General features: G+C 72.7%; 14 protein-coding genes and 1 pseudogene. 7 read left to right on the top strand and 8 right to left on the bottom strand.

The annotated features are described in order from the left end of the window. Window positions 1-14 precede the first annotated feature (14 nt). Both miv_RS02120 and polA read right to left on the bottom strand, forming a co-directional pair. Window positions 15-784: pseudogene (locus miv_RS02120) on the bottom strand (IS5 family transposase); the annotation flags it as partial. A gap of 74 nt (window positions 785-858) precedes the next feature. Next, window positions 859-3,921, bottom strand: coding sequence for a DNA polymerase I (polA, locus tag miv_RS02115; RefSeq protein WP_207181185.1), 3,063 nt, complete (start codon window positions 3,919-3,921; stop codon window positions 859-861). A gap of 262 nt (window positions 3,922-4,183) precedes the next feature. Between polA and miv_RS02110 the strand changes: the two genes are divergently transcribed. Then, the gene (locus miv_RS02110) at window positions 4,184-4,669 is read left to right on the top strand and encodes a hypothetical protein (RefSeq protein ID WP_048427432.1); all 486 of its coding nucleotides are present in this window, start codon (window positions 4,184-4,186) and stop codon (window positions 4,667-4,669) included. Next, complete coding sequence (locus tag miv_RS02105; RefSeq protein ID WP_048427431.1) at window positions 4,669-5,334, top strand: ribonuclease T2 family protein; 666 nt, start codon at window positions 4,669-4,671, stop codon at window positions 5,332-5,334. The genes miv_RS02110 and miv_RS02105 overlap by 1 nt, the downstream gene beginning before the upstream one ends. 275 nt (window positions 5,335-5,609) lie before the next feature. Here the strand turns inward: miv_RS02105 and miv_RS02100 are convergent, their stop codons facing one another. Next, on the bottom strand, window positions 5,610-6,497 hold the full coding sequence (locus miv_RS02100) for an alpha/beta fold hydrolase (RefSeq protein WP_207181183.1): 888 nt from the start codon (window positions 6,495-6,497) through the stop codon (window positions 5,610-5,612). 14 nt (window positions 6,498-6,511) lie between these two features. Here miv_RS02100 and miv_RS02095 point away from each other — a divergent pair, with 14 nt between their 5' ends. Further along, window positions 6,512-7,711 (top strand): LysR family transcriptional regulator, encoded by a 1,200-nt coding sequence (locus miv_RS02095; RefSeq protein WP_425312960.1) that lies wholly within the window; start codon window positions 6,512-6,514, stop codon window positions 7,709-7,711. A gap of 187 nt (window positions 7,712-7,898) precedes the next feature. Next, entirely contained in the window at window positions 7,899-8,879 is a 981-nt protein-coding gene (locus tag miv_RS02090; RefSeq protein WP_048427428.1) for a catalase family peroxidase, read from the top strand. 4 nt (window positions 8,880-8,883) lie between these two features. On the opposite strand, the gene miv_RS02085 is transcribed toward miv_RS02090, so the two are convergent. Genes miv_RS02085 through miv_RS02070 form a run of 4 tightly spaced genes read right to left on the bottom strand, consistent with a single transcriptional unit; the run spans window position 8,884 to window position 12,566 of the window. Next, a complete protein-coding gene (locus miv_RS02085) occupies window positions 8,884-9,474 on the bottom strand; it encodes a class I SAM-dependent DNA methyltransferase (protein WP_048427427.1) in 591 nt (196 codons plus the stop codon). An 11-nt stretch (window positions 9,475-9,485) separates the two neighbouring features. Next, on the bottom strand, window positions 9,486-10,223 hold the full coding sequence (locus miv_RS02080) for a PIG-L deacetylase family protein (protein ID WP_207181179.1): 738 nt from the start codon (window positions 10,221-10,223) through the stop codon (window positions 9,486-9,488). Beyond that, window positions 10,223-11,368, bottom strand: coding sequence for an acyl-CoA dehydrogenase family protein (locus tag miv_RS02075; RefSeq protein WP_122982699.1), 1,146 nt, complete (start codon window positions 11,366-11,368; stop codon window positions 10,223-10,225). Before miv_RS02075 ends, miv_RS02080 begins: the two co-directional genes overlap by 1 nt. Continuing rightward, complete coding sequence (locus miv_RS02070; protein WP_244496337.1) at window positions 11,361-12,566, bottom strand: glycosyltransferase family 2 protein; 1,206 nt, start codon at window positions 12,564-12,566, stop codon at window positions 11,361-11,363. Before miv_RS02070 ends, miv_RS02075 begins: the two co-directional genes overlap by 8 nt. Window positions 12,567-12,772: 206 nt before the next feature. Between miv_RS02070 and miv_RS02065 the strand changes: the two genes are divergently transcribed. Together miv_RS02065 and miv_RS02060 are read left to right on the top strand one after the other, a co-directional pair. Continuing rightward, window positions 12,773-13,426, top strand: a complete 654-nt coding sequence (locus miv_RS02065; RefSeq protein ID WP_207181176.1) for an outer membrane protein — start codon at window positions 12,773-12,775, stop codon at window positions 13,424-13,426. Between the two features lie 482 nt (window positions 13,427-13,908). Continuing rightward, window positions 13,909-15,303, top strand: coding sequence for a Hint domain-containing protein (locus miv_RS02060; protein WP_207181175.1), 1,395 nt, complete (start codon window positions 13,909-13,911; stop codon window positions 15,301-15,303). Between the two features lie 641 nt (window positions 15,304-15,944). Here the strand turns inward: miv_RS02060 and miv_RS02055 are convergent. Continuing rightward, window positions 15,945-17,153: an MFS transporter gene (locus miv_RS02055; RefSeq protein WP_207181172.1), complete on the bottom strand. Its 1,209-nt coding sequence runs from the start codon at window positions 17,151-17,153 to the stop codon at window positions 15,945-15,947. Between the two features lie 91 nt (window positions 17,154-17,244). On the opposite strand from miv_RS02055, the gene miv_RS02050 reads away from it, so the two are divergent. Next, window positions 17,245-17,820, top strand: coding sequence for a TetR/AcrR family transcriptional regulator (locus miv_RS02050; protein ID WP_048427421.1), 576 nt, complete (start codon window positions 17,245-17,247; stop codon window positions 17,818-17,820). Window positions 17,821-17,844 lie beyond the last annotated feature (24 nt).

Raw genomic sequence — 17,844 nt, 5'->3', positions numbered from 1 at the left:
TTCGAGAGCGCCTGACAGGACGGCACGATCCGGGTGAGCGTGACGAGGCTGGCCTGGAGGAACGTGAAGGCCTCGTGGATGTCGGCGCGGCGTTCGTCGCGGACGGGCAAGCGGCGGGCGCGGCTGAGCCAGACATGGCTGCGCTCGACCACCCAGCGATGCCGCCCGTGCCCGTCGCTCCGCTCGATGCCGTGCCGGGCAATCCGCGGCCTGATCCCGCGCGCCCGGCGCTCCTGCCGCCGCACCTTGGCATCAGGCCTTGTCGGCGTGCAGCGTGTCGGGCCGCCCGCGCGGGCGTCCCCGCTTCCCGCTGCGGACAGGCGGGATCGCGCCCAGCGTCGGGCCATCGGCGGGCTGTCGCGGCAGTGGGCGCCGATCCGAACGAGGCCGAGCGGCGTGCCGCGCGCGTCGGTGACGAGGTGGCGCCTGGTCCCCGGCTTGCCCCGATCCGTCGGGTTCGGGCCGGTGGCAGCCCCCCTTTCTTCGCCGGCACGCTCGCGCCGCCGACGCTCGCCCGGCTCCCGTCGATCTCGCCCGCCACATACCGGTCGCTTGCCGGCCGCTTGCCGGTCGCGCAGTCGGCGCCGGCAACTCATGCCGCGGCGGCACGTCATCTCGGCCGGCAGCCTCTCCCGGGGAATGCCCGGGCGCAACACGAACAGGATGCCCGTCAGGGCAGCCCGATCGTCCACCCGGGGACGCCCGCCCCTCGGGCGGGGCGGGTGCGGCGGCAGAAGGGGGCGGTCGCAGCCCAGAGATCGTCGGGGAGAAGCGGGCGAGCCATAACAACCCGACGACCCACCCGACCCGCTCGTGCCGGTCTGGTAGGCGCTCTCGAGGACGGGGGACGAGCCGCCCTCAATGCGCCTCCTGCCAGTTCAAGGCTGCCTTGGCCTCGACGGCGAGGGGAACCCGCAGGGTGACGGCCGGGTGGGGCGCCTCCTCCATCACCCGGGCGATGATCGGCAGCGCGCGGTCGACCTCGTCGTCGGGCGCCTCGAACACGAGCTCGTCGTGGACCTGGAGCAGCATCCGGGTCGCGAGGCCGGCTTCCGCCAGCGCGCCCTCCATCCGGGCCATCGCCCGCCGGATGATGTCGGCGGCCGTGCCCTGGATCGGCGCGTTGATCGCCTGGCGCTCGACCGAGGCGCGCTCCTGCGGGTTGTTGGAGCGGATCTGCGGGTAGTGGCAGACCCGGCCGAACAGGGTCGTGACGTAGCCCTTGTCGCGGCAGAGCTTCTTGGTGTCGTCGATATAGGCGCGGATGCCGGGGAAGCGCTCGAAATACTGCTTGATGAAGGCCGCGGCCTCGCCCTGCGGGATGCCGAGCCGGTCGGCGAGGCCGAAGGCCGAGATGCCGTAGATGATGCCGAAATTGATGGTCTTGGCCTTGCGGCGCAGGTCCGAGGTCATCTGGTCGAGGGGCACGCCGAACATCGCCGAGGCGGTGGCCGCGTGGATGTCGATGCCGTCCTCGAAGGCCTGGCGCAGCTGCGGGATGTCGGCGATGTGGGCGAGCAGGCGCAACTCGATCTGGCTGTAATCGGCCGAGATCAGCTTGTGCCCGGCATCGGCCACGAAGGCCTGGCGGATGCGCCGGCCCTCCTCGGTCCGGACCGGGATGTTCTGGAGGTTGGGGTCCGACGAGGAGAGGCGTCCGGTCGTGGTCGCGGCGAGCGCGAAGGAGGTGTGGACCCGGTCGGTGCCGCGGTCGGCGTGCTCCTGCAGGCTGTCGGTGTAGGTCGATTTCAGCTTCGAGAGCTGGCGCCATTCGAGGATCCGGCGCGGCAGGTCGTGACCCTGGCCGGCCAGCTCCTCGAGCAGGGTCGCGGGGGTCGCCCACTGGCCGGACGGGGTCTTCTTGGCGCCGGGCAGGCCCATCTTGCCGAACAGGATGTCGCCGATCTGCTTCGGGGACGAGACGGAGAACTTTTCCCCCGCCATCTCCTGGATCTCGTCCTCGAGCCGCGCCAGCGACTGGGCGAAATCGCCCGAGAGCCGGCTCAGCATCTGGCGATCGACCTTGATGCCCTCGCGCTCCATCCGCGCCAGCACCGGCACGAGGGGCCGCTCCAGGGTCTCGTAGACGGTGGCGCGGCGCTCGGCGGCGAGCCGCGGCTTCATCAGCCGCCACAGCCGCAGGGTCACGTCGGCGTCCTCGGCCGCGTAGGCCGTGGCCTTGTCGAGGGCGACACGATCGAAGGTGATCTTCTGGCGCCCGGTCCCGGCGACGTCCGCGAAGGTGATCGGCTGGTGGCCGAGATGGCGGCGGGCGAGCTCGTCCATGCCGTGCGAGCCCTTGCCGGCATCGAGCACGTAGGAGATCAGCATCGTGTCGTCGAAGGGCCGGACCTCGATGCCGTGGCGGGCGAGCACCAGCCAGTCGTACTTGACGTTCTGGCCGATCTTGAGCACCGCCGGATTCTCCAGCAGCGGCTTCAGGCGCGTCTGCACGGCCTCCCAGGAGAGCTGCCCCGGCAGCAGGCCGCCGCCGAACAGGTCCTCGCCGCCGCGATGGCTGAGCGGGATGTAGCAGGCCTGGCCCGGCGCGGTGGCGAGCGAGACGCCGACGAGGTCGGCCTTGTTGGCGTCGAGCGCGGTCGTCTCGGTATCGACCGCGACGATGCCCGCCTCGACCGCCTCGGCGATCCAGGATTCCAGGCTCTCGACCGTGGTGACGGTCTGGTAAGCGGCGGTGTCGAACGGCTTGACCGATTCCGCCGCGCGCGCCGCCACCAGGGTGGTGGGCGTCGCCTCGGTCGGGGCCTTGGGCTTGGGCGGCCCATCCGGCAGGGCGAGATCGGCGAAGGGATCGACCTCGGCCGCGGCCGAAGCGGGGGCGCCGTCCGGCGTGTCGCCGAAGAACGGCGTGACGTCGCTGCCGCCCTTCTCGTTCGAGAAGCCCGAATCGGCGCCCGCCGGCAGGAGCGAGGGGTCGGGGCGCACCGCCTCGGGGTCGACGTGCAGCATCTGGGCGATGCGGCGCGTCAGGGTGTTGAACTCCATCGCCTTGAGGAAGCCGACCAGGCGCTCGGGGTCGGGCTTCGGAAGCCTGAGGTCGTCGAGCGGCACCGGCACCGGCACCGCTTCATCGAGGGCGACGAGGCGGCGCGACAGGCGGGCCTGGTCGATGTTGGCGAGCAGCGTCTCGCGCCGCTTGGGCTGCTTGATGGTGGCGGCCTTGTCGAGCAGCGCCTCCAGGCTGCCGAACTCCTTGATGAGCGCTGCGGCGGTCTTCAGGCCGATGCCCGGCACGCCCGGCACGTTGTCGGAGGTGTCGCCGATCAGCGCCAGGGCGTCGCCGATCTGCTCGGGCCCCAGGCCCTCCCAGCGCTCCAGGATGGCGGCGCGGTCGAGGTTGCGCTCGGGCCGGTAGCCCGGCTTGCCCTTCTGGCCCGATTCGAAATCATAGAACCGCACGAGATCGCCGACGAGCTGCATCAGGTCCTTGTCGGAGGACACGATGATCACGCCCGCCCCCCGCGCCTCGGCCTGGCGGGAATAGGTCGCGATCAGGTCGTCGGCCTCGTAGCGCTGCAACTCGATCGGGTGCAGGCCGAAGGCGCGCACCGCGTCGCGCATCAGCGGCATCTGGCGCTTGAGGTCGTCGGGCGCGTCGGGCCGGTGGCCCTTGTAGTCCGGAAAGATCTCCTTCCGGAACGAGCCCTCGGACTTGTCGAACACGATGCCGAGATGGGTCGGCACCACGCCGGCCGCGCCCTCCTGCACGAACTGCGCGAGCTTGGCGCAGAACAGCCGCACCGCCCCGGTCGGCAGCCCGTCGGAGGGCCGGAAGTTGTAGCGCTCGGGCTGGTTGATCGACTGGAAATAGGCCCGGAAGATGAACGACGAGCCGTCGACCAGGAGCACCTGATCGCCGGGGCCGACGGGCTTCGTCTCGGGGGCGGTCTCGGTGCTCATGCGGGCTGACACTTTTGCGGCGGTCGGTCGAGACCCGTCTTAGTGCGTCGCCGGGACGAGGCAAACCGCGGCGCGGGCGCGCTCCCCGGGGAATGGGTGTGCCTCCCGCACACCAGGAGCCCGTGAAAGCGCGGGCGGACTAGCCCGGAAGCTTGACTTGGCGCGGGCGGAAGCCTGGTGTCGGGTGAGAGAGCAACCGTCATTCGCCCGGGGACAGGGTGCCGCCTTCGGGCCGGCGCCGACCGGGCCCGGGGACCGGCCCATGCCCAAGACATCCATCAGCAGGACACCCCTTCTCGCCGCCCTCCTGCTGGGTCTCACCGCCGCCGGCCTGTCGGCCGCGCAAGCCCGCTCGGCCCGCCAGGAGATCGCCCCGGCCGAGGAGCGCGAATTCCCGTTCGACGCCCAGATCCCGGGCTGCCAGGACGAGGGCGTGCTGGAGAAGATCACCTACCAGTTCGCCGAGAAGGAGGCGAAGTTCTGGAACTCGACGCTGACGATCGCGACCTACGACAGCATCGAGCGCACCGCCTGGCGTCCCTGGGGCCTCGACTTCTACCCGCGCCGCTTCTGCACCGCGGTCGCCACCACCTCGGACGGGGTGCGCCGGCGGGTCGACTACTCGGTGCGCGAGAGCCTCGGCATCATCGGGTCGACCTACGGCGTCGAGTTCTGCGTCCACGGCCTCGACCGCAACCTCGCCTACGCCTACGCCTCGGCCTCGTCCTGCCGCGAGGCCCGGCCCTGATGCGCGCGCTGGCCGCCCTCCTCCTCGCGGCGAGCGTCGCGGGGTCGCTCGCCGCCGGCCCGGCCGCCGCGCAGGGGCGCGGGGGCGGCGAGCCCGGCGTGTTCGACTTCTACGTCCTCGCCCTGTCGTGGTCGCCGACCTATTGCGCGCTCACCGGCGAGCGGCGCAACGACCGCCAGTGCGAGACCGGCCGCAACCCCGGCTTCGTGGTCCACGGTCTGTGGCCGCAATACGACCGCGGCTTCCCGAGCGAGTGCGGCGCCTTCTCCCGCAGCCCGAGCCGCCCGGCGCTGCAGGAGGCCGAGGGCGTCTTCCCGAGCGAGGGCCTGGCCCGCCACGAATGGCGCCAGCACGGCACCTGCTCGGGCCTCGACCCCGCCGCCTATTTCCGCGCGACCGCCAAGGCCCGCGACGCGGTGACGATCCCCGCCGCGCTCGCGAGCCCCAAGGAGGATCTGCGCGCCGCGCCGATCGACATCGCCCGCCAGTTCGTTGCCGCCAATCCGGGCCTGCGCCCGGACATGATGTCGGTGACGTGCCGGTCCGGGCAGCTCCAGGAGGTGCGGATCTGCTTCACCAAGGATCTGCGCGGCTTTGCCGCCTGCCCCGAGGTGGCGCGCCAGAACTGCCGGGCCGGCGAGGTGACGGTGGGGGCGGGGCGGTAGCGCCTCGCCGTCCCGTGGGGGGCGTTCGCGCGCGGGCGCCGCGGAGCGCCCGGGGCGGTGAACGCCCGACGTGAACGCCCGACGTCGTCGTGCCGGGGCCCGCGCGCGATCCCGCGGAAAGGCCGCCGCGGTGGAAAGCCGTCGGCCCGCTTCGGCTCGCGGTGTCGACAAAGCGGGCCTCGACGGCGTGCGATCGTGGCGCCGGGCCCGATCGCCTTGCCGCCGGGCAATGCCCCCGGCCTTCGATTTTTGCCGACTTTGCTTCGAAGGACCCGTCAGTCCGTCGTCGAAAACCCCCTCTCGTCTCTCTCGAGATGTCGACCCAGGAAATCGCCCACCAGGTGTGCGATCTCGGCGGCGTGCGTCTCCAGGGCGAAGTGTCCCGTGTCGAGGAAATGGATCTCGGCCTCGGGGAGATCGCGTCGGTAGGCCTCCGCCCCGGGCGGGATGAAGAAGGGATCGTTTTTCCCCCATACCGCCAGCAGCGGCGGCCGATGCTCGCGGAAGTAGGCCTGGAATTGCGGGTAGAGTGCCACGTTCGTACGGTAGCTGAGGATCAGATCGAGCTGGATCTCCCGGGCTCCCGGACGATGCATGTAGTGCATGTCCAGCACCATCCCGTCGGGGGATAGGCGGCCGGCCGGCGCGCCGTGCGCGTACTGCACATGGATCGCCTCGTCGGTGAGCGCTGCGCGGCAGGCCTCGCGGTTCCCCGGGCTCGGGTCGCGCCAATAGGCCTGCCACGGCTCCCATTCCCGGCTGAGCCCCTCGAGGTAGGCGTTGCCGTTCTGGGAGACGATGGCCGTCACCCGCTCGGGATGACGCATGGCGAGCCGGAGTCCGGTGGGGGCGCCGTAGTCGAAGATGTACAGCGCGTAGCGAGTCAGTCCCATGGCCTCGACGAAGCCTTCGATCACCCCGGCAAGACGATCGAAGCTGTAATCGAAGGCATCGCGCCCGGGCGACGTCGTGTTGCCGAAGCCCGGGAGATCGGGGGCGATGACGCGGTAGCGATCGGCCAGGAGTGGGATCAGATCGCGGAACATGTGCGAGGCGGTCGGGAAGCCGTGCAGCAGGAGGAGGACCGGCGCATCGCGCGGACCCGCCTCCCGGTAGAAGACGCCAACATCGCCGACTTGCTTGGTGCCGTAGCCGACCGTCATAGTGCCGTTCTCCGATGGGGAGGGAGCGTGCGGACGAGGCTCATGCGGCGCTGCCTCCACGGACCGTCGCGGCGAGACGCATCACGGTCCCGCCCGGTCCGAGCGCTCCTGAGACGCGTGCGTCGCGCCTGGCCGTCTCGTGGCGTCGTCATGATCCCCGCGGCTCCGCGCCGCTGGACGAAGGGGATCTAGCACCTTGCTGCAGATGCAATAAGATCGCCCCATCGCAAGCTACGATTTCAGGACATGAAACGATGGATCGGCTCGATGCGATGGCGGTGTTCGTCGCCGTCGTCGAGACCGGCTCGCTCGCCGCCGCGGGGCGAAAGCTCGGCCACTCACCGGCGACCGTCACCCGGGCGGTGGCGATGCTGGAGGAGCGCCTGGGCGAGCGTCTGCTGCACCGCTCGACCCGGGCGCTGCGATTGACGGAACGCGGCGAGCATCAGGTCGCCGTCTATCGCAGCATCCTGGCCGAGCTCGCCGAAGCGGATGGTAGCGATGCGGCCGGTGATCGGATCACGGGCCGGATCGCCCTGACCGCGCCGGAGCTGTTCGGCCGCTCCGTCCTGATGCCCGTCGTCGAGACGTTCCTCGACGAGCACCCCGACGTCAGCCTGCGCATGCTCCTGCTGAACCGCGTGGTGAGCCTGGTCGAGGAAGGCGTCGACGTCGCGGTCCGGCTCGCGCCGCTCCCCGCCTCGGGCATGATCGCCGTCAGGCTCGGCGAGATGCGCAGGCTGGTATGCGCGGCACCGGACTATCTTGCCCATGCGGGGATACCGCCGGATCCGGGCGCCCTGCAGCATCACCGCTGCATCGGCACGGAGGACGGCGCCGCCCGCGAGCAGTGGCATTTCATCGATCGCACCTCGGCCCGCGAACGCCGGCTCTCGATGGCCGTCCAGCCCCGCATCGCACTCAACGGCGCAGGCGCCGCCATCGATGCCGCGATCCGCGGTCAAGGCGTCTGCCGCGCCATGGCCTATCAGGCGGTCGAGCACATCGAAGCCGGCCGCCTGACGGCGCTCCTGTGCGACTTCGAGCCCGAGCCGCTGCCGATCCACCTGGTCTTCCATGCGATTCCGCGGCGGAACGCGGCCCTGCGCGCCTTCGTCGACCATGCGACGCCGAGATTGAGGGCGGCCGTCAGAAACGTCTCGGATCGTACCGCACGCGCCGCAGGTGCTTCGTCGGATGTCCGCTCCGGGTGACCTGCGGCGCAGCGTTCAGGCGAAATAACTCAGTCGAACGCAGTCCGTCCGGCGGCCGGTCCCGCGCGATTCCGCCCCTCCGGCGTGCCCCTTTGGCAGAGAGCATCGGCAACACGCCAGAAACAGACTTGCCAACAAGTTGCGCCCAATTCATTCTGCCGCCGCAGAATCCTGGGGAAACGCCGTCATGATCCGATCTTCCGCGCTCCTGGCCGGCGCCGCCGCGCTCGCCGCCCTCGCCGCTCCCGTGCACGCGGAGGAGGCCGATCCCGCCGCCATCGTCGGCCTGCAATTCGCGGTCAGCGGCAACCACAAGGGCGTGCGGGCGAGCGGGGCCAAGGGCATCTGCCTGAAGGGCACCTTCACGCCGGCCGCCGACGCCGCCTCCCTGTCCAAGGCGCCCCAATTCACGAAGACCGTGCCGGTCACCGCCCGCTTCTCGATGGGCGGCGGCAATCCGAAGATCTCGGACAAGACGAAGGCCACGACCCGCGGCTTCGCGATGCGGATGGCGGACCCGGGCGGCGACATGACCTTCGTGATCATCTCCGCCCCGGTCTTCTCGACCAAGACGCCGGCGCAGCTGGAGGAATTCCTGAAGGTCCGGGTGCCGGGGCCGGACGGCAAGCCGGATGCCGACAGGATCAAGGCCTTCGCGGCGCAGAACCCCGAGACCGGCCGCCAGGCGGCGTGGCTCAACGCCCGGCCGGTGCCGGCGAGCTTCGCGGGCACCGATTACTGGGCGGTCCACGCCTACACGCTGACGAACGCCAAGGGCGACAAGACCGTCGCGAAGCTGAAGTTCGTCGCCGCCGACAAGGCCGGCCTCTCCGACGAGGAGCTGAAGACCAAGCCCGATTCGTTCTACGCCGACGAGTTGAAGGAGCGGCTGGCGCGAGGCCCGGCGCGGTTCGACCTCGTGGCGATCCTGGCCAAGTCCGGCGACCCGACCGCGGACGTCACCGCGACCTGGCCGGAGGAGGAGCGCCAGACCCGCAGCCTCGGCGCCCTGGCGATCACGGGAATCGAGCCCGACGCCACCTGCGACGCCGCCACCTTCGATCCCGTGGTCGACCTGCCCGACGGCATCGCCGGCCCGGCCGACGACCCGATGTTCGCGATCCGCTCGCCGGCCTACGCGGTGTCGCTGTCGCGCCGCTCGAACTGAGGGATCACCCCCCGCGGCCGCGCAGCACGTCGAGGCGGTAATCCGCCGTGCGGACCTGCCGATCGAGGGCGAGGTGGCCGCGGGTCTCGCGGATGAACAGGTCGGCGGCCTCGTCGCCGGTGAGCGGGTAGTGGGTCTCGCCGGTCCAGTGCACCAGCACGACGTCGCCGTCCGGGTGCAGGCTCGCCCGGACCCGGGCGACGAGGCGGGCGACGTCGCCGGCATCGAGGTAGTAGACGACCTCCGACAGGAGGATCAGGTCGAAGCGCCCCTCCGGCCACTCCTCCGGGATCCGGGCCCGCATCAGGCGCAAGCCCGGCCGGTCGCCGCAGCGCGCCCGGGTCTGGGCCAGGGCGGCCTCGGCCACGTCGAGGGCCATGAGGGTATCGCACCGGGAGGCGAGGGCCGCGGTCAGCACCCCGATCGAGCAGCCGACCTCCAGGGCCGAGGCGTAGCGCGCCCGCGGCAGGGCCGCGAGGGTGGCGGCGTACTTGTCGCGCTCGTAGGGGCTTTCGGCGAAGTTCCACGGATCGGGATCGGCGGCGTAGCGGGCGTCGAAGTAGTCCGGCGGCAGCGAGGTCGCGTAGCGGGTCATCGAACGGGTCCTCACGGATCGACCGCGAGGACGATCTCGTCCTCCCGGAGGAAGCGGGCGATCATCGCCGGTTCCAGGCGGAATCCCTGCGGGTCGTCGGCGATCAGGGTGGTGGTCTGCGAGCGGTGGGCGGCGATGGCCGCCGCCTTGGCGTCGCGGTGCGGGGCGACGGCGAGGCGCGCGCCCCGGGGCGGCGGACCGACCTCCGTCTCCGGTGGCAGCGTCCAGCCCCAGACCGGGTAGGCGTAGAGCCGCACGTCCCCCAAACGATCCCGCGCCGTGCGGGCGAGGGCCGCACTCGCCCGGTGGTCGCCATGCGGGTCGTGGTCCCAGGTCACGAACAGGGCGCCCGCCCCGCAATCCCGGGCCGCGGCGGCGATCGCCTCGGCCGCCGCCTCGGCCCGCGGGCCTTCTGCCGGCACGAACCGGTCGGGCAGGCGCAGGAAGGCGACGTGGGCGGCGGGCAGGCCGAGGCAGGCCGCCGCCGCCAGGGTCTCGGCCTCGCGCAGGGCCCGCAGCCGCTCGGGCGGGTGGCTCGGCGAGGTCGGGTGCGAGCCGGTCCCGTCGCTCACCACGACGAGGCGGAGCGGGATCCCGCGAAGGCAGGCCTCGGCGATGAGCGCGCCGCAGCCGAGGCTCTCGTCGTCGGGATGGGGCGCCACCACGACGATCCCGCCGCGCGGCACGATCTCCCGCAGGTCGCGAAGCGGCAGCGCCGCCGCGGCGGCGAGGAAGGCGTCGGCCCGCATCAGCCCGCGCCTCCCGGGACCCAGAGCCGGTCGGCCGGCTCTCCGGCGGCCAGGATCGTGGCGGCGGCGGCGGTGAGCGCCCGGTCGGGGGCGGGCTGGCGCAGATAGGTCGCGAGGTCCCGCGACAGGCGCTCGAGCGGGTGACCGCTCAGGAACCCCTGCAGGCCGACCGAGCGCTGGGCGAGGCCCAGCACCTCGAGCCCCGCCCGCTCGACCGCGAGCCGGGTCAGGCCCACGAAGGCGACGATGCGCCCGGGAGCCAGGGTCTCGTCCGCGACGAGGCCGGCGGCCCGGGCGACGAAGAGCCGGGCGCCTTCGAGCGCGATGGCGCCCTCGCCGAGGCGGGCGAGCTGGTGGGGGTCGGCGCCGCGCCCGGTCCGGGAGAGGTGGCCGCGCCAGGCCTCGAACACCGCCTCGATGCCTCCGAGTTGCACCGCCGCGAAGCGCCAGGCGCCGCCGGAGAAATGCGGCTCGCGGTGGTAGTCGTCCGGCTCCCCGAGGCGGGCGAGGGGGGCAAGGCCGGTGAGGTCGACGGTGCCGGTGGCCGAGGCCCGCATGCCTTGCGCGCGCCAGGCCGAGAGGTCGGCCCGCGTGCCGGGATCGAGGGCGACGACGAGCATCTCGGGCTCCGTCCTCCCCGGGCGGCGCGCCGTCACGAGGGCGCGGGTGACCCGGCCGGCCCCGGACGCGAAGGTCTTGCGGCCGCGCAGGGACCCGTCCTCGTCAAGGACGAGGCCGCCCGTCGGCGGCTCGGTGTTCCAGACCCCGAACAGATGCCCGCTCACGGCATCCGCCAGGAGGGCGCGGCGCTCCGCCGGGGCGGCATAGCGCAGGACGAGGTCGAGGGCGTTGACGTGGCCCTCGTAGAGCCGGCCGAGCGCCAGGCTGCCCGAGCCGACGAGCCGCAGGACCTCGGCGAGGTCGGCCGCCCCCGGCTCGCCGCCGAGGCCGTCGCCGCCCTCCTCCGCCGGCACCGGCGCGGCGAGGAGGCCGAGCCGGGCGAGGTCGAGGATGTCGGCGGCCGGGAAGCCGTCGTCGCGGTCCTGCGCGTCGGCCCGGCCGGCGGACAGGGACGCGATCCGGCGCGCGGCGGCGACCGCGCGGGCGGGCTCGCGGTCCCGGCCGCGGTCGATCGGATCAGGCATTGCCCGCCTCCCCCGAGGCCCGGCCGAGCACCGGGCGGCCGCGCCGGACGGATCTCAGGCGGCGCAAAACGTCGGTCCCGTGCCGCAACCCGGCGAGGACGAGGCGCGCCGCGGCGATCCGCCGGGGCAGCGCGTCCGGGCGCAGGGGCCGGCGGGCGAGGAGCGGGCTCGCCGCCTCGATCGCGGGAAGCGCGGCGCCGAAGGCCGGCAGGGCGGCGATGCGGCGGGCTTCCGCCGGCGCGATCCGCAGCCACGGCGCCCAGAGCCGGGTGTGGCCGAGGCGCCCGGCCCCGTGCAGGCGCCGCAGCCGGCGCGCCCAGGCGTAGCGGAACAGCGCCCGGCCCAAGGGTTCGAGGCGCGGGTCGCACGGGCTCTGCGGCGCCTCGCAGCGCAGCCGCATCGTGTCGGCCGCGCCTCCGGGGGCGCGGCCGTCGAGCCGGCCCGAGGTGACGACGACGATGCCGGGGTCGTGGCGCACCCGGGCATCGATCGCCAGCAGGGCCGCGACGAAGGCGCGGTCCTCCCCGAGCGGGAGCGCCGGCAGGCCGCCGGCGGCGCGATAGGCCGACAGGCTCACGGCGAGCGACGCGCCGGAGCGGGTGGCGTGGCGCGGCGCGGGATCGTGCGGCAGCGGATCGATGCGGGCTTCGAGGGCGACGAGCAAGGCCTCGTAGGCGCCTTCGCGCCGCCCGCGGGCATGGAGGGCATCCGGCAGCCGCGCGGCCTCGGCCTCGTCGAGGGCGATCCGGCCGGCGACCGCGTCGGCCCCCCGCGCCAGCGCCGCGAGGTTGCGGGCGATCCAATCCGGCGGCACCCGGCTGTCCGCGTCGGTGGTCAGGATCACGCCCTCGGACGCCCCCTCGTCGAGCCAGGCGGCGGCCGCCTCCATCGCCTCGCGCCGGGCCCAGCCGGCCTGGGCCCCGGGCCAGTCGCGCGCGATCACCCGCAAGGGCAGGCCGAGCGGGCCCGCGAGTTCCGCGACGGCCGCCGCCGTGCCGTCGGTGCAGTTGTTGAGGAACAGGACGATCCCGAAGGCCCCGGCCCCCTCCTGCCCGGCGAGTGCCCGCAGGCAGGGGCCGATCCGGTCGACCTCGTTGCGGACCGGCACGGCGACGACGCAGCGCGGCGGGCCGGCCGGCTCAGGGATGCAGCCGCAGGTCGGCTGCTCTCGATGAGTCGGCCCCTCTCGATTCGTCACGTACGGGGTCTCCGGCGGGCCGCAAAGCCGGCCCTCCGGAACAACCTAATTCATACCCCACCCCAGTTCTCTGGGGTGCGACCTTGTCGACACCGGGAGGCCGGGCCTCGTCGGCCGCTTCCCGAAGTTTGCAGGTTCAAACCGCCGCGCCGCGCAGCCCGTACGGACCGGGTGCGAATCCGAGCGAGCTCGGCTATGCTGCCGGCATGATCGCACCTGCGGATCGCCGTCCTCGCCGCCTCGCGGCCTGCTCCGTCCTCTGCGCCGCCCTCGGCGTCGCGACCTCGGGCGTCGCGGCCCTGCGGCCGGATCCCGCCGCCGCCCAGGGCCTTGCCGGGTTCGGGTTCCTGCCCGTCTTCGCCTGGCCCCGGGGTCTCGAGGACCGGCTCGGCGAGGAATCGCGCTGGTCGGGCTCCTACGCCCGGTTCTCCACCGGGTTCGAGGCGGTGTCGTCGCGGCGTTTCGGCAGCTATGCCGGGCCGACGATCGGCTTCGAGGGCGGACGGATGTGGCGGGAGGGCGACTTCGTCTACGGCATCGCCGGCGGGTTCGACTACCTGGCGGCGACCTCCGGCGGTCTCACCCCGGGCTTCGGTGGCCTGTCCTACACCCGCGACTTCGCCGGGGCGGTGCAGGTCAAGGTCGGCACCCTGCTGACGCCGGACGTGCTGCTCTACGCCCGCGCCGGGGCGGCGGCCGTGCACGGCACGCTGCGGGCCGGGGCAACCCCGGTCTCGATGCCGTTCTCGCGCGACGACGTCGTGGTCCGGCCCGACGCGCATGTCGGGGTCGAATGGGCGATCACCGACCGCCTGTCGGTCGCCGTCGAGGCGGGCGTGGGCGGCTACGGGCTGCGCTGAGCCGCACAGCCCCGCGCCGATCACGGCCGTCCGGGGTCGCGGCGATTCCCCAGTCCCTTCGCGTGCTCCTTGATCGGCACGAGCGATCCGAAAGCCCGGAACCGCGCGCAGCCCTGTTCCTCTCGATCGTCCCGTCAGACGAGGGCCGGGAGCGGCGCATCGCCGGCATGCCGCGGACGTTCGGCGTCGGCCAAGCCGGGATCCTGCACGAAGACGAGTTACCGACTGACGCAGGATAATCTGGCAATTTTTCTACCGCGCGAAGACGATTTTTCATGCCATCATGTCACCCGATGTTATCAAGAATGTCTCAATAAGATCACATCTCACCACGATGTGTCATCGAGGATGCAACAAGCCCCGGATTGACCCCGACGGCTCTTTACCGAATCCCGGACCTGTTGCGAAAAATCGTGCACCGACGCGATTTCGGCGGTGCCGCCCCGACGCAGGCACCGAACAACGATAAGGGGGACGGCGCGATGGCGATCACCTTCAACGGGACGGTCTACGGGCCGGGATTTGCGGGGCAGGACGACGGCGCGCCGTCGGCGGGCTTCAGGCTGGACAGCGTCTCGACCGGCAACATCACCCTGACCGGCACGGTCAACAAGGCAGGCGATCCCGTTCAGGCCGTCGGCATCCTGCCGGGTGCCACGGCCTCCTCCACCCAGACCCTCTACGCGACGCAGTACGATTCCAGTAGCCTGATCCAGTTCACGGACAGCACCACCACTCCGGCGAACCGCTACATCTTCTCCAACACGCAGCTGGCCCCGCGTCAGCAGGTGACCTTCGACAGCAACAACACGGTCGGCGACTACGCACCCTGCTACGCGAGCGGCACGCTGATCCGCACCGCGACCGGCGACGTCGCGGTCGAGGCGCTGTCCGTCGGCGACCGCGTCGTCACCGCCTCCGGCGAGGCCCGCCCGATCCGCTGGATCGGCCACCGCACGGTGAATTGCGCCCGCCACCCCAACAGCGCGGCGGTTCACCCGGTGCGCGTCCTCGCCCACGCCTTCGGCGACGGTCTGCCCGCCCGCGACCTATGGCTTTCCCCCGACCATGCCGTGCGCGTCACCGTGCTCGACGACGTGCTGATCCCGATCAAGCACCTTCTGAACGACGCCACCATCGCCCAGGAGCCGGTCGACGAGATCACCTATTGGCACGTCGAACTTGACAGCCACGACATCCTTATCGCCGAGGGCCTGCCGGCCGAGAGCTTCCTCGACACCGGCGTGCGCGCCGGCTTCGAGAACGGCGCCGAGCACATGACGCTCCACCCGGACTTCACCCCGCTCTCGCTCGACGATTTCTGCCTGCCGCTGGTGCAGGACGGGCCGATCGTCGACGCCGTGCGCACCCGGTTGATCGCCCGCGCCAAGGCGCTGGGCTGGACCCTGACCGACGAGGACGACCTCCACCTCGTCGCGGACGGCGTGGCGATCCGGCCGGAGCGCGACGGGACGACGGCGCGCTTCGTCCTGCCGGCCGGGATCGTCACGGCGTGGCTGACGTCGCGCAGCTTCGTGCCCGAGCGGGTGCGGGTCGGCGCGGGCGACGGGCGGCGCCTCGGCGTGCCGGTGCGGGGCATCTCGGTGATCGACGGCCACGGCGTGATCCGTGCCCTGCCGATGGACAGCGCCGTGCTGGAGACCGGCTTCTCCTTCGTGCAGGACGGCCAGGCAGGTCCCTGGCGCTGGACGACCGGTGCGGCTCCGCTGCCCGCCTCGCTGTGGGCCGGCTGCGACGGCAACGTGACGCTGGTGGTCGAGACCGCCCCGGATCAGGGCACCCTGCAGGCCTGGCTCGCGCCGGCCGTGGCTGCGGAGAGCGCAGCCTCCACGACCCGGGCCGGCATCGCCGCCTGAGGCTGCGGTCTCGCCGTCAGGGCCGGAGGCCTCGGTCTCCGGCCCTGCCCCGTCACGCCGACGTCCGGTGCCGGCTGCCAGCTTCGCACCGAAACGTCGCTCCGGCTTGCTCGAGCGCCACGCCTTCCGGCCCGGGATCCTGACGACGGTACGCCCGCGGGCAGTCCGCCTGCCCTCGTCGTACCCTTTGGCGGATTCGGTTCCGGAGCCCGATCTCGCCGACCGTCCGATGCCGCTCCCTGCGGTGGCCGAGCTCGTCTACCGCGACAACGAGAGCCTGGGGCCCATCGGGCCAGAAGCGTCGCGGCTCCGGCGGGTGCAAGGGTCCGTCGACGGATAAAGGGCTGACGGGGCAGAAGGCGCTCCCGGCCGAGCCCCGCGCGGACCGACGGCGCCGCCCGCCGGCTCTGGGACACCAAATCGCGGGCCGGCATCGCCGCCCCCGCTGCAGCAGAAGAGCGGGCGCGGTTCCGGGCCGAGATCGGGCGGGAGACGGAGACCACCGATATTCTCGCCGCGGTCCGGGGCGGGTTCGCCGGGCGATTGCCTGACGGGGGCCCGGCCGGTGCAGTTCGCCCGCCGGATCCCGTCGCGCGGTTCAGACCGCCGGCCGGAGGGACTATCCATCGCCCGGCACACTTTTACGCCACCGCCAGCCCCCGCCCCATCCGCGCCCGCATCACCGTGAGCCCGCCGAGACTCACGGCCAGGACCACCCCGGCATAGAGGTCCGCCGTCGCGGCGTAGCCGAGGCTGCGGGCGAGGAAGCCGGCGGCGACGGCCGGCAGGCTGAAGGCGAGGTAGCTCTGGACGTAGAAGGCGGCCAGGAGCCCGGCCCGTTCCTCGGGCTCGGCGAGCGGCATGATCGTGCCGAGGCAGCCGAGGAAGCTGGCGCCGAAGCCGGCGCCGGTCACGAGGGTTCCGAGGATCAGGACCGGTACGCTTGCCGCGTGGATGCCGGCAACGACCGTGACGACTCCGAAAGCCGTGGCGAGAACCCCGAAGGTCAGGTTGGTGCGCGGCGCCGCCATGCGCCGCACCAGCACCGAGACGGCGCCGGCCACCATCAGGGCGGTGACGACGGCCCCGCCGGTGAGCGGCGCCCGGCTGCCGGTGGCGGTGGCGACGACCGAGGGGACGAGGGACAGGTAGAAGCCGCCGAGCGTCCAGTTGGCGAGGTTGATCGGCGTCACCAGCGCCAGGGGCCGGCGGATCCGGGGGGGCACCGCCATGCGGGGCCGGAGCGAGGCGAGCGCCCCCGGCCGGAGCATGGCGGTCTCCGGGATGCGCCAGATGGCGAGCGCCAGCCCGGCGAAGACGAGGAGCAGCACCCCGTAGACGAGGTGGAGCGGCCACGGGCCGTACTGGATCAGCGCGGCGGTGCCGAGCGCCCCCAGCGCCATGCCGGCGAGCGGCGCCACCGCATTGACGACCTGCCCGCGGGCGCGATCGACATCGACCAGGGCCGCGCCCAGGGAGGCGGCGGCGGTGCCGGTGGCGAGCCCCTGGACGATCCGGGCGACGACGAGCCAGCCCGCGCCCTGGCCGACCAGCAGGAACAGCCCCATGGCCAGCGCCTCGAGCGCCAGGGCCCCGGCGATCACCGGGCGCCGCCCGAGATGGTCCGAGAGCGAACCGGCGACGAGCAGCGCCTTCAGCAGCGCGACCGCGTAGACCGCGAAGACGAGCGTCACGAAGACCGGCGAGAGCGCCAGGGTCTCCTGGTAGATGCGATAGAGCGGCGTCGGGGCGGCTGCGGCGACGAAGAACGCCCCGAGCGTCGCGGCGTGGAAGACGAGCGGGTCACGCCACTGGGGGCCACGCCACCGGAATTCTTGACCTTCGCGCATCGCTGTGGCCCTTAAAGCAAATCCGTTGCGTTAATGGTCTAAAGCTGCGGCGCGCTAAAAGCAAATTCTTTGCGTTTGGAGGATGGGACGAATGGCGGAGCGGGGGGGAGGGCCACGCCCCGGCGGGCGCAGCGCGCGGGTCCAGGCCGCGGTCCACCGGGCCGCCCGCGACCTGCTCGCCCGGATGGACCGCGCCGAGGTCACGATCCCGCTCATCGCCGCGGAGGCCGGCGTCACGCCCTCGACGATCTATCGCCGCTGGGGCGAGCTGAACGAGCTTCTGGCCGACGTCGCGGTCGAGCGCCTGCGCCCGGACATGGTGCCGGTCGAGACCGGCCACGGCCGCGGCGACCTCCTGGCCTGGGCCGAGCAATATGCCGAGGAGATGTCGTCCGGCCTCGGCCGCGAGATGATCCGCGACGTGCTGGCGGCCGAGGGTGGGACCGGCCCCCGCCGCTGCTGCAGCTACGCCCGCCAGCAGATCGCCCTCATCGCCGAGCGCGCCGCCGCCCGGGGCGAGGCGTTTCCGAGCCTCGACGCCGTGCTCGACGGCGTGCTCGCGCCGATCCTGTTCCGGATCCTGTTCGACGAGGCGCTCGGCCCCGCGCGGGTCGGGGAACTGGTCGAGAGGGTGTTCGAGGGCGATCGGCGCGTCGACGATCCGTAGTTTTCACGAACCACGGGATGAAAG

Origin of the sequence: Methylobacterium indicum (genome assembly GCF_017347565.1) — a bacterium.
In the GTDB taxonomy this organism is placed as follows: domain Bacteria; phylum Pseudomonadota; class Alphaproteobacteria; order Rhizobiales; family Beijerinckiaceae; genus Methylobacterium; species Methylobacterium indicum.
This window is presented reverse-complemented; position numbering and strand designations above follow the sequence as displayed.

Coding starts and splice junctions, on each gene's coding strand:
- miv_RS02060 (WP_207181175.1), top strand. CDS start 13,909: ATGGCGATCACCTTCAACGGGACGGTCTACGGGCCGGGATTTGCGGGG.
- miv_RS02065 (WP_207181176.1), top strand. CDS start 12,773: ATGATCGCACCTGCGGATCGCCGTCCTCGCCGCCTCGCGGCCTGCTCC.
- miv_RS02100 (WP_207181183.1), bottom strand. CDS start 6,497: ATGACGGTCGGCTACGGCACCAAGCAAGTCGGCGATGTTGGCGTCTTC.
- miv_RS02085 (WP_048427427.1), bottom strand. CDS start 9,474: ATGACCCGCTACGCGACCTCGCTGCCGCCGGACTACTTCGACGCCCGC.
- miv_RS02090 (WP_048427428.1), top strand. CDS start 7,899: ATGATCCGATCTTCCGCGCTCCTGGCCGGCGCCGCCGCGCTCGCCGCC.
- miv_RS02075 (WP_122982699.1), bottom strand. CDS start 11,368: ATGCCTGATCCGATCGACCGCGGCCGGGACCGCGAGCCCGCCCGCGCG.
- miv_RS02055 (WP_207181172.1), bottom strand. CDS start 17,153: ATGCGCGAAGGTCAAGAATTCCGGTGGCGTGGCCCCCAGTGGCGTGAC.
- polA (WP_207181185.1), bottom strand. CDS start 3,921: ATGAGCACCGAGACCGCCCCCGAGACGAAGCCCGTCGGCCCCGGCGAT.
- miv_RS02095 (WP_425312960.1), top strand. CDS start 6,512: ATGGGGAGGGAGCGTGCGGACGAGGCTCATGCGGCGCTGCCTCCACGG.
- miv_RS02080 (WP_207181179.1), bottom strand. CDS start 10,223: ATGCGGGCCGACGCCTTCCTCGCCGCCGCGGCGGCGCTGCCGCTTCGC.
- miv_RS02110 (WP_048427432.1), top strand. CDS start 4,184: ATGCCCAAGACATCCATCAGCAGGACACCCCTTCTCGCCGCCCTCCTG.
- miv_RS02105 (WP_048427431.1), top strand. CDS start 4,669: ATGCGCGCGCTGGCCGCCCTCCTCCTCGCGGCGAGCGTCGCGGGGTCG.
- miv_RS02050 (WP_048427421.1), top strand. CDS start 17,245: ATGGCGGAGCGGGGGGGAGGGCCACGCCCCGGCGGGCGCAGCGCGCGG.